Below are 11,937 nucleotides of genomic sequence, written 5' to 3' on the forward strand. Positions count from 1 at the left end.
ATTAAAATGTTACATTTAATTGAAGTGAGTACGTCGGGCGAACGGAAATATTAATCAAATCCGTTGTACCTGATTGCGAAGGATCCTGACCTTTAAGTTTTTTACTGCATAAAGTGAATACATTTGTTCCACTAAAACTCAGATAAGCCGAACGCATATATACTTTTTTACACAAAGATTCGGGAATCACATACCGTAGAGAAATAGAAGATAATTTCAAATAATTGCCCGAAACAACTCGTATATTTGATTCGTCATACATCTGCCAAATATTAGATGCAAAAACATAAGGCTTATCATTACACCACAAATTAGTAGCATAGAATTGATCTAATCCGCTCAAAATACCGGGAATATTTGTAATATTCTCATCCCCGGGACGTTTCCATCGATTTGATAATTCTTTTCGAAGATTCTTTTCCGGCGAAACAATCTGCCCATCGTTCGGAAATAACCTGAACAATCGTATTTTAGAGCCGATACTATAACTCAAATTGAAAGAAAGAACCCAATTACCGTAACCCAAATAATTATAAACACCTCCTTGCAAAAAAGGCTCCCGACAACCGGAATACGTGAGCACAGTAGTAAATACCTCTTCCTTATCCATATCTTGATATATCGTGGCTGTTTCAACTTCTTCCCCATCCACCATAGTCACTCTATCCGTGTTATAAAACATGGGAGCTCCATTTTCAGGATTCAAACCTTTGAAACGGTAAGAATAAAATGTATTTACCGGACGTCCCACCACTTGTACCTTACCATCAAGATAATCACGATACGTGATCTCGTCTTGTAAAACTTTATTTTTAGGCTTAATCTTGTCAACCAACTGATTAAACACCGAACCGAAATTAGGGTCAATTTTCCAAACAAACCCTTTTCGACTTCCACCCGTATTCAAATTATTTATCGGGACAAAATTAAAATAAAACTCAACTCCCTGATTATTAATATTTCCCCCATTTACGAGATAAGACTCAACCCCGTTTACCACTGAAACCTGTTTAGCCAAGAAAGCGTCTTTCGTATAACGATAATAATACTCTACCGAACCGCACAATTTCTCGTTAAACAAACTAAAATCTAACCCAACATTCACATTCGACGTTTTTTCCCACTTCAAATTCGGGTTGGGATAATTTTTAATCGTAGAATAGAATTCTTTAAAATAACGATCGGTTCCCATTTTTTTTATAATTAAACGAGGGGATTCCTGCGCCGACATATTACCTTGGTACCCGAAAGAAGCTCTTAATGCTAACCGATTAACCCAATGCACGTGATACAAGAGTTTTTCTTCAAAGTTCCATCTACCGGAAACAGACCAGATAGGATTCAATTTTTTGTTACTTTGATCGCCAAATTTATTCGAACCATCAATACGAGCATTAGCATTCAGTATGAATTCATTTTTATAAGAATAATTGATACTACCGACCAACCCCACAAGCCTTGTCAAATTATCCGTCATGATCCCTCTCGCTTCATTCGTCAATAGCCATTTATCGTATTCTTTAAATTCCCCCGGCTCTATAATATCAAAACTTAACCCTCGATCAGGTAAATAACCTCGTTTCGTGATAGAGAAACCATGATAGCGAACAGAACTAATCTCACCAATCAGAGTGGCGTTCAACAAATGTGACTCTTCATGATCCAACATCTTATTATAAGAGAGCGAGAAACGTGTAGTCCAACCTTCATTATTGGTATTTGACAAACTTAATTCTCCCCCGGAAGGACATGAAGTATATTCACTCTGTTGTCCGGTTTCCTTCAATATAGCCTTCATTGACATGATATGCCAACTTTTTTCCCCGAAGTAAGTTTCTTGATCCGTATCTGAAATATTATAACCGAATGTTACTTCAGCTTTTAACGCAGGGAAAAATTTATAAGCTAACGCAACACTCAGACCCAATGAATTAGTGTTAATCGTTTGATCCGAGTGTTTCATCTCATTCAAGATATTATACGAGTGATCAAATAAATCACTTACCTCTCTTTGATAAAAAAACAAAGAACCATCTTCATTACAAGCCGGCACACTGCGGGATGAATTATATGCGTAATTGGTAACTCCAATGACTTCCGGCGTGTAATTGCGTTTCGACAGACTACCAGAAAGACCGAAGCGAGCGATAAATTTATTGTAATTGAGATCCAATTTCACCATACCGGAATACCTTTTGTTCTCCTCGTTTTTAATATTTCCTTGCTCGTCACTATAACCGAGCGATGCATAATAACGCATATTATGGGTTCCACCGGAAAGACTTAACGTATGAGAATTAGAATAAGTATCGTTCATCAATAATCCCAACCAATCCGTATTGACAGTTTCCATTCGACGTACTTGCCGAGTAAATTCATCATGATTCAAAATTCCTTTAGAATAATCATAATACGCCGCTTCATAGCCTATCCAAGTGGAAATATTGGGTATCGGCAATTTACTCTCGATAGCTTCACGTGAATACGCTATACGCTCTTGCGAATTCATCACGTTCACGGCTCGATCTGAATATCGAGGTCTTCTCCGAAATGTTCCGGACAATGAATAAGAAACACTTGGTTTACCGATTTTTCCTTTTTTCGTGGTAATAACGATAACCCCATTCGAAGCACGAGGACCGTAAATAGCTGTAGCTGAAGCATCTTTCAATACATCAATTTGTTCAACATCCTCCGGGTTCAATCCAGAAATAGCGTTACCCAATAAATTAACAAAATCCAAATCATTCAATTGAGAAGCATCCACATTTACTGGATCAGATAAAATAATACCATCCAATACCCATAACGGGGCTTGTTTTCCCAGTATCGTGGTAGTCCCCCGGATTTTGATTTTCGGAGAGGCGCCGACTTGTCCCGAATTTTGCATAAAGATCATACCGGGAACATGCCCTTCCAGCATTTGATCAATTGTGCTCACACCCGGCATCATAATATCACTTGCTTTCAATGAAGTAACGGAACTTGTCAAAAGACGTTTATCCACGTTGTAATAACCGTAGGAAACCACTTCTTCTAATTCCGTGTTCTCCTCTTCCAATTGGACATGCAAAATTTCCCCGACCTTAACCGCCTTCTCCGTGCTCTTCATCCCGATAAACGTGAAAATCAACACCGGATTCTTGGTCTGAGGTATCGGAAACTCAAAGCATCCCTTCACATCTGTTGTTGTTCCGATAGATGTCCCTTTCAATATCACCGTTACCCCCGGCAATGGATTGTTCTCCTTGTCTGTCACCTTACCGGAACAAATCGTATTCTTCAGTGTATCAACCGCTACTGCAACCTTCGCCCGCACATCATGAATGATCACAAAATCATCCGCAATCTCGAACTTAACATCACATCCCTTAAATATGGCACGTAAAGCCTCTTCCAACGTGGCGTCAAAAAAATCGACGCTCACTTTCTTCGCCACGTCAATCTTCGAATTACTGTAAAAGAAATCCATCTTCGTCGACTCCGAAATCCGGTTCAACACTTGCTCGATCGTCGCATCCTTCATTTTCAAATTGATACGTGCCGTTTGTGAGTACACCGCCGCCGACAAATGCATCACGCACACCAAACACAAAATACCTGTTATTCGCATGACCAATAAAAATTTTTTTAGCCATCTGGGGGGATTAATCCCCAAATCACATTTTTTTTCCATACATTTGTTTTTAAGATTTATAACTCGTCTTGTCCTCCATCGCCAAACGTCGGGCAAGACATTTATCTATTAAATACCGGAATGCCATCACACGTTTCCGGTATTTATTTATCCTTCCGAAATCACTATCGTTCTCCCTTTCACGCTGAAACATACCGAACTCGTGCTCTCTATCATCCGTATCAAATCATCCAACGGTTTGAACTTCACCATTCCACCCGTGAAACGGATTTTCTTCACGTTCTCATTCGTGAAAAAAATTTCCACGTCATACCAACGAGAAATCTGTTTCGCTATCTCCTCCAACTCCACGTTATTAAACATAAATCTGCCATCTATCCACGAAGTGTACAACCTCACATTCACCTCCCGTTTTTCCAACTCACCCGCTTCCCCGTACGCCTGCTCTCCCGGAACCAGCGTAATGGGTTTCTGTGTACCGGAAGCCACTTCCACGCTACCATCCACCAACGTGGTCGAAACCATCTCGTTATCCGTGTAAGCATTCACGTTAAACCGAGTACCCAGCACCTTCACGTCCATTCTGGAAGTCTCCACGATAAAAGGTTTATTCTCGTCCCGTGCCACTTCGAAAAAAGCCTCACCCGACAACACCACCCTTCTCTCCTTTCCCGTGAAATTTTGAGGGAATATCAACTTAGTCGCCGAATTCAACCATACCTGCGTCCCGTCAGCCAACACAATCTGATACTCCCCCCCTCTCGGAACAATCAACTCATTCTTCCTCTCTTCCCGTGAAGTCACAACAGTATCCTCCCGGGAATAACGTAACAAGCGATTCGAATCCACTTCCACCCGAACATTCTCGCCTCGCGCAATCAACATATTCCCAGACGTACTATCCAACACCACGGTTTTCCCGTCAAAAAGTTTCAACACGGCACGCTCCGCCCCCGGGCGAGCCACCTCGCCGAATTGCCGATGCAAAACAATCTTTTTTTCTTTCAACCCCTGCCACAAAGCAAAAGCAATACCCAACGGCAAAACAAACATCGCCGCGTACTTCCACCACGCGTGCAACCCGATCCGTTTTCCCCCGCGTACTTTCAATCTCCTTAGCGTACCCTCCACGTCCGGGTTAAACTCCCGCCGCAACAATTTCGCTTGCTCGTGCAATCTCCGCATCTCATCGAAAATCACCCGATGCTCCCCGTCAGCTTCCAACCAACCCGACAATTCCCTCTCTTCCTCTTCTGACAACACGTCATCGAGTTTACCGGAAATCAATTCATATACCCTGTCTTCAATTTTCATTCTCTATGGTTTTTACATAGAGTACTGCAAAACACGAAAACAGGGTGAAGAAAAAAATGATTTTTTTTGAAAAAAATATCCGAATATAATTACCTCCTCCCGTAAAGCAACAAAAAAAGAGTGAACTGTCCCCGTTGTAAACTTTCCCTCAAAGTCTTATAGGCAATCTTAACCTGAGTCTTCACCGTGTTCACCGAAATATCCAAAGCCTCAGCCACCTCCCTGTACTTCATATCTTCCAACACCACCAATTTAAAAACGGTCTTACACTGCAAAGGCAATTTCTCGATCTCCCCCCACAAACGATTCAACTCCGCACTTTCGAACTCGACAACCTCTTCGGGAGCCTCCAACTCCTGTTTCAACCCCTCCAAATCAACACGTTCCCGCCTATCTTTCAAGAACGTGAAGCAAGCGTTACGCGTGGCAACAAACAAATAACTATCAATGGATTCACCTTCCGCAATCCGGGCACTCTTCTGCCATATCTTCTCGAAAATCTCCTGCACGATATCCTCCGCCACATCGAAATGCACGACAAACGTGGCGGCAAACCGACACAAATTCTTGTAACGAGTACGGAAGAGAAAATCGAAAGCAGCCTCTTCTCCCGCTTTCAAATCTCTCGTCAAAATCGCCATGTCCCGATATTTCAAATTCTCTTCCATTCGCTTGCATCAATTAAACTCGACACTCTCAAAAATCCACACCCGAAATTGATTTTCAAAATTAATAAAATCCCGGAACAAATCTCTGATTTTAGTCCTACTTTTGTAACGAACATTTAATTCAAGTTCACATGACCAGAGAAAAATGGCAAGGACACATCGCTATTCTGATGACAAACGTCATCTTCGGATTGAACACCTCTATCGCCAAAACATTAGTCCCGGAATGGATTCACCCGTTTGCCCTCACGCTGGTCAGGATGTCATGTGCCACCTTGATTTTCTGGAGTATCTCCTTGTTTCTGCCACGAGAAAAAGTAAGTTTTAAAGATTTGACAATACTCTTCTTCGCCGCCCTCTTCGGGCTTATCGGGGCACAATTGTCCTTTGCCGTCGCCTTGCAATACTCCTCGCCCGTCAACATCTCCCTTATCGCCGCCATGACTCCCGTCATCGTTATGCTCATGGCAGCCGTGTTCCTGAAAGAACCTATCACCGGTAAAAAAGCAACCGGAGTATTTATCGGGGCTTGCGGGGCATTGCTATTAATACTTCAATCCACTCCCGCGGGTGGCGGGAGCAATCACACGCTCGGCACTCTTCTTTGCATCGTGAATATAGTGACTTATGCCACGTACCTGATCATCACCCGCACCATATCGCAGCGTTACTCCCCGGTCACTTTAATGAAATGGATGTTTCTCTTTGCCGCGCTCGTTGCTCTCCCCCTTGGCCTCGACAAACTCGACGAATCCAAAATATTCATGACACCCGTGCTTGACCTGAACGCCCTGCTACGCCTCGCGTACATCGTCATCATGGCAACCGGAGTCGCTTACCTGCTCGTACCCATCGCCTTGAAACGTATACGCCCGACCACCGTCAGCATGTACAACAACGCCCAACCGATCATCGCCTCGATCGTTGCTATCCTCATCGGACAGGATAGCTTCACGTGGGACAAACCCGTCGCCGCCCTCCTCGTGTTCCTCGGCGTCTACCTCGTGACACAAAGTAAATCACGAGCCGATATCGAGAAACAATCGTAATTTGTACCTGTACTGAACAAAGGGAATACATGCACGATTCCCACAGGATTCGTAGTATAATTCCGGTGTAATTCCGCATCACTTCCGTCATGAACGCTATAGGAACCCTATACGAACCCTATACGAACCCTATATACAATAGCGTTCTTACAGGGAAGTAAAAGCTAAATTAAAACTTTATATGCACTATTGAACCGGAAGTGATCCCCTATTCCCGCGGAAATCACACGGGTAACGAGTAGGATTACACCCTAACCTATACTATCTATTATAGAAGTCTATCCCCCGGTTTCAAGGGCAAAGAGAACCAGAAAGTACTTCCTCTCCCTTCCTCGGATTCCACGCCGATAGTACCTCCCAGCTTATTCACGATCGTCTGGCATATCGCTAATCCTAATCCGGTTCCGTTCGAGAAACTATCCAATTTGATAAATCGTTTGAAAATATCGGTTTGCTTATTTGTCGGGATGCCCCTACCGGTATCGGAAACAAAAAAACGTAACTCATCCCCCCGTCGCTCGTAACCGAAATGCACGTGTCCCTTATTCGTGAATTTCAAGGCGTTGCTCATAAAGTTGGACAATACCTGCAATACCCTGTTTTTCTCCGTGTACACGATACACTCGTCATGACGGGAGATAAAAGCCACCTCTATATCCGGATTATCGACTATTTTCTGGCGACTACTTAACTCGAGACTTCGTAGCAATTCATTCATATCCACCATCGTGTAAACAAATTCCAACGTCCCTGCCTCAATTTTGGACAAATCCAGTATATCACTGATCAATTGTAACAACAACTCGTTATTCCGTTGAATAATATCTATATACTCTTCTCTCTCCGTCCGGTCTTCCGTCTGTGTCAATAATTCGCTGAATCCCACGATAGCGTTTAACGGCGTACGAATCTCATGGCTCATGTTTGACAGGAACATCGATTTCAATTTATCGGAATTCTCCGCGGCCTCTTTCGCCCGTATCCACTCTTTCGCCACTCTGCGCCTTTCGGTTACATCCTCGTATTTCAACACGACACCCCGCGGTTGCCTGCCATCTTCCGCGGACACGGGAGTCGCCACAACTTCAACAAACACATCGCCTTCCAGTTCCAATTCCTTCGTTTCCACTTTACCGGAAATCAAAGCCCGCTGCATCACACAGCCGGGACAAGGTTCCTCTCTGCCCATAACGTTCCGGTAACAACATACCCCTTGTTTGTATTTTCCGGCTAAAGGATGCGTGGAATACTTGGCCAAATTTTCCCACTCCACGATATAATCCGTGTTCACGTATACCAATCCGCTATTCGAGTGATCCAGTATCAACTGATTGATCTCTTGTATTTGCCTCAAATTTTGATTCGCCTTTTGCAATTGCTCCTGCACCCCGATCAAATCGGAAATATCCCAACGGGTCGCTAACAACCAATGATGAACGTCGTTTGCCACCATGTTTTTGTTCACGATCGAAACGTGTTTCACGCCATCGGGGGTCACGTACTCCTCTTGTTCCCGGTACGAACCGCCATTCTTTATAATCTCGAAATCTATTTCCCTGTACTGACGCCCCCGTTCTTCACCGTAAATTTCAATATCATTTTTCCCGAGAACTTCTTCCCGGGTATATCCTCCCAGTAGCTCGCATTGTTTATTCCAAAAAATATATTTCAGATCGTTCTCGATATCTTTAATTATCAATGGCATCGGCATATTATCCAAAACAGCGTTCAACAGCCGCTCGTTCTGCTTGATTTCAGCCTCCGTCTTTTTACGTTCCGTGATATCCCGCTCGAAACAAGCGACGAGATTATCCTCCACCCGCTTGAAACGTCCCTCGTAAAGTATCTTTTTCCCGTTCATCGTTACCGAATACTCGGACTCGCGCACCTCGCCCGTCAATAAAGCCTCTTGTATATTAGCGGTCACGTCCTCCACGCACTCCGGGTCAACACAATTCTTCAAGTTTCTCCCGATCAACGCCTCAACCGGTAACGACAATTTCGAGGCGTCGGCATTATATATCTTTTGTATATCCAGTTTGTTATCCACCATGAAAATCATATCCGGCACAGAGCTGATGATCCTCTCTGGCATCGTTTCTGCCGTACCGTCACGCGCTTCGGACATCCTTCTTTTATAGTAAAGAAAGAAAGCCAGATTACTTAAAGTCACTATTCCGGCAATAATATACTCCCACATGGTGTTGATGAATTAGATTGTTATATAACGCAAATATAGTAATTAAAACGTCACCCCAAGGGAGAAGTTGCCGAAAAAGGTTTCTATAGCTGATAAAGAGAAAGGCTACCGGATGATTCCGATAGCCTTCTGTGGTTACAAATTCAAAACTTAAACTTATTCACTTAAAAATGCCCGTAGCATCCACAAAGTCTTTTCCTGTTCGGAGATATAAGGATTGATCATATCCTGAGTACCGTCATCTCCCGCCTCGGCTGCAAGTGCCAAAATCTCTCTTTCCTTCCGGATTAAAATCACGAGGCTGTCCATGATATGCTTCACGCATTCCAATCCGTTGGAAACACCCGTTACTTCTTTGATCTCGGCTACTTTCATGTAAGCCGAGTAAGCGTGTAACGGGGTCCCTTCCAACGTAAGCACGCGCTCAGCAATCTCGTCTATTTTCTCGATAGCGTCATTGTAATACTCTTCAAATTTGGCATGCAACTGGAAGAACCCGCGTCCCTTCACGTTCCAGTGGAAACCTCTCACGTTCTGATAATACAACTGATAGTTTGCCAATAAATCATTCAAATGCTCAACTAATTGTTTTGATTTCTCAACGTCTAATCCGATTAAATTCTTTGTTTTCATATCTATTGATTTTTATTATTATATTTCTCTTTCATTTTTCTATTACAAATATAAGAAGTATAATAATATAAATCAAATCGATTGTTTTTATGATTACATCTAATAAAATTATAACAACTACCATTCAATAACATAGAATACAATAAAATCTATATTTACGTGAAAAATAATTTTAAAATGACTTTTCTCTATCATTAAATTCCACATTTAAATAAAACCTTCTTCTTTTTTGAAAAAAAAATCGACTAAACTTTTGCAGTATTCAAAAATTGCGTTACATTTGCACCCGCAATCAAGCAACACGGGCGCTTAGCTCAGCTGGTTCAGAGCATCTGGTTTACACCCAGAGGGTCGGGGGTTCGAATCCCTCAGCGCCCACTCCCGTGGAGCCGAAAGGCGAAAAGGAAAGATAAAAACCTGTAAGCATCAACAACTTACAGGTTTTCTTTTTATAATCCAGTGACTTTTAGTTTATGCTTTTAGAAAAACTACTTAAAGAATTTAATTTTAGCACCAATACTTTTAATTTGGAGGAATCTAAATTATTCGACCAATATTTTGAACGAATATTAATTAGCAAAGGCACATTCTTGATTAAGGAAGGAGAAATAGAAAGGTATAGTTATTTCGTTTTTGACGGAATATTACGTTGCTGGCTTTTAAATCATAAAGGGGAAGAACAAGTTTTCTGGTTTTGTAAAGAGGGTACGTTTTCAATGTCAAACATATCTTTTACATTACAAACAAGGTCTGCATTTAACGTGCAAACAATTGTAGATAGCGTTATTTACCGAATAGACAAGCAACAAGCAAATGAACTATATACCGCTATCCCTAAGGTAAAAACCGTATTCGAAGATTTGAATGCTATATTGTTGAATAAACTCTTGAAAAGAAATATCGACTTGATTAAATATTCTCCTGAACAGTATTATCTACAGATGATTGAAGAATATGGCATTACATTAAACTATATACCATTAAAAGATATAGCTTCTTACTTGGGTATCACACCGCAAGCACTAAGCAGAATCCGTAAACGTATTTCTTAACTTGGGTTCAGTGCTTTGAATATGTAAGTTCCGAACTTTACAACCTTAAATCGAAAGTACAGTTATGATTAGAAAAATAAAAGCTACGGATTATCCGCGTTTGACGGAAATTTGGGAAAGTGCAGTGTTGAGTACACATGATTTTCTCAAAGAGGAAGATTTTCTATATTATAAAGAACACCTTCCGGTATATTTTCAGCATGTCACTCTATTCGGGTTTGAACAAGAGGGTATCTTAATCGGGTTTATGGGTATCGCGGAAAGAAATCTTGAGATGTTGTTTATCGACAATAATTATCGAGGCACGGGTATCGGGAAAAAATTGATTACTTATGCCATAGATAATTTGCAAGTAACTAAAGTCGATGTGAACGAGCAAAATACTCAAGCTGTCGGTTTTTATAAACATATGGGCTTTAGCGTATACAAAAGGTCAAGCTTAGACGGAGAAGGTAAAGAATATCCTATTTTACACATGCGGTTGTAGCCTTCAATATTATACCTGAATATTTGACCTCACGGACGAGAGGCGTGTTTTGAAGTGAAGCCTAAAAGTTGTTTTTACACGAGAATTACTATTTTTACGCTTGAAAAAAACATAATAGTCAATTCTATGGATAACCTTCAAAAAGAATACCTCGAATTGTTGAAATCCCAGCATTTCGATAAAGAAGAGTTGGATTATGACATACTGGATAAACATATTTCGGTTTTATCAAAATCAACTGTTTTTTCAGGAAGTGCGGTATCGATTTTCGACATGTATAAAAAATGCCATGTTTACGAGTCATCGTATCATAAAGAACTGTTCAAAAATTCAAACGGAGAATACACGAGCGTGCAAATTCATCCCGATGATTACGAGCAAGTCCTGAAAAACGGCATTGCCGCGATGAAGCATATTTTCATGCACAATAAATACACGAAATACAGTAAACTGATTCGGGAATACAGAACTTTGATTAACGGTAAGTACAAAAGAATTACCGAACAAATACAAATTCTGGAAATAGACAAAAGGGGTAATATCTGGTTGTCTTTAAGCATTGTTGATATTTCCCTCAATCAATCCCCTTTTTCAAAAGTCAACTCCCAACTGGTCAATTTCAAAACGGGAGATATATTTTCCCCGCTAGATAAATATTTCGATAAAGACACCATTTTGTCACAACGGGAAATAGAGATATTGAAATGGATAGAACGGGGAAAGTTAAGCAAGGAAATCGCTGAATATTTAAACATCAGCATACACACGGTAAATACTCACAGACAACGAATACTTGAAAAACTGAACGTGAACAATTCCATAGAAGCGATAAAATACGCTCAAACATTAGGCTTACTGGATACGTGATTACTGATTTATCAGTATTGTAACCGCCGC

The 11,937-nt window shown here is 41.3% G+C and carries 9 protein-coding genes and 1 tRNA gene; 5 read left to right on the forward strand and 5 right to left on the reverse strand.

The features are described from left to right. Position 1: 1 nt before the first annotated feature. The 3 genes from H8S64_RS09450 to H8S64_RS09460 form a co-directional block, all read right to left on the reverse strand. The gene (locus H8S64_RS09450; protein ID WP_186975883.1) at positions 2-3,676 is read right to left on the reverse strand and encodes a SusC/RagA family TonB-linked outer membrane protein; all 3,675 of its coding nucleotides are present in this window, start codon (positions 3,674-3,676) and stop codon (positions 2-4) included. A gap of 108 nt (positions 3,677-3,784) precedes the next feature. After that, positions 3,785-4,951 (reverse strand): FecR family protein, encoded by a 1,167-nt coding sequence (locus tag H8S64_RS09455; RefSeq protein WP_186975884.1) that lies wholly within the window; start codon positions 4,949-4,951, stop codon positions 3,785-3,787. 89 nt (positions 4,952-5,040) lie between these two features. After that, positions 5,041-5,619 (reverse strand): RNA polymerase sigma-70 factor, encoded by a 579-nt coding sequence (locus tag H8S64_RS09460; RefSeq protein ID WP_099291748.1) that lies wholly within the window; start codon positions 5,617-5,619, stop codon positions 5,041-5,043. Positions 5,620-5,750: 131 nt separating this feature from the next. Here H8S64_RS09460 and H8S64_RS09465 point away from each other — a divergent pair, with 131 nt between their 5' ends. Next, positions 5,751-6,668 (forward strand): DMT family transporter, encoded by a 918-nt coding sequence (locus H8S64_RS09465; protein ID WP_186975885.1) that lies wholly within the window; start codon positions 5,751-5,753, stop codon positions 6,666-6,668. A gap of 268 nt (positions 6,669-6,936) precedes the next feature. On the opposite strand, the gene H8S64_RS09470 is transcribed toward H8S64_RS09465, so the two are convergent. Continuing rightward, positions 6,937-8,868, reverse strand: coding sequence for an ATP-binding protein (locus tag H8S64_RS09470; protein ID WP_186975886.1), 1,932 nt, complete (start codon positions 8,866-8,868; stop codon positions 6,937-6,939). Positions 8,869-9,024: 156 nt separating this feature from the next. Then, positions 9,025-9,501 (reverse strand): Dps family protein, encoded by a 477-nt coding sequence (locus tag H8S64_RS09475; protein ID WP_099291745.1) that lies wholly within the window; start codon positions 9,499-9,501, stop codon positions 9,025-9,027. Between the two features lie 303 nt (positions 9,502-9,804). On the opposite strand from H8S64_RS09475, the gene H8S64_RS09480 reads away from it, so the two are divergent. The 4 genes from H8S64_RS09480 to H8S64_RS09495 all read left to right on the forward strand — a co-directional run bounded on the left by H8S64_RS09480 (position 9,805) and on the right by H8S64_RS09495 (position 11,907). Further along, a tRNA-Val gene (locus H8S64_RS09480) sits at positions 9,805-9,879 on the forward strand. Between the two features lie 95 nt (positions 9,880-9,974). Next, a complete protein-coding gene (locus H8S64_RS09485) occupies positions 9,975-10,553 on the forward strand; it encodes a Crp/Fnr family transcriptional regulator (RefSeq protein WP_186975887.1) in 579 nt (192 codons plus the stop codon). Between the two features lie 64 nt (positions 10,554-10,617). Beyond that, positions 10,618-11,040: a GNAT family N-acetyltransferase gene (locus H8S64_RS09490; protein ID WP_186975888.1), complete on the forward strand. Its 423-nt coding sequence runs from the start codon at positions 10,618-10,620 to the stop codon at positions 11,038-11,040. 126 nt (positions 11,041-11,166) lie between these two features. Beyond that, positions 11,167-11,907: a response regulator transcription factor gene (locus H8S64_RS09495; RefSeq protein ID WP_099291742.1), complete on the forward strand. Its 741-nt coding sequence runs from the start codon at positions 11,167-11,169 to the stop codon at positions 11,905-11,907. Positions 11,908-11,937: the final 30 nt, after the last annotated feature.

Source organism: Butyricimonas hominis (genome assembly GCF_014287455.1).
In the GTDB taxonomy this organism is placed as follows: Bacteria; Bacteroidota; Bacteroidia; order Bacteroidales; family Marinifilaceae; genus Butyricimonas; species Butyricimonas muris.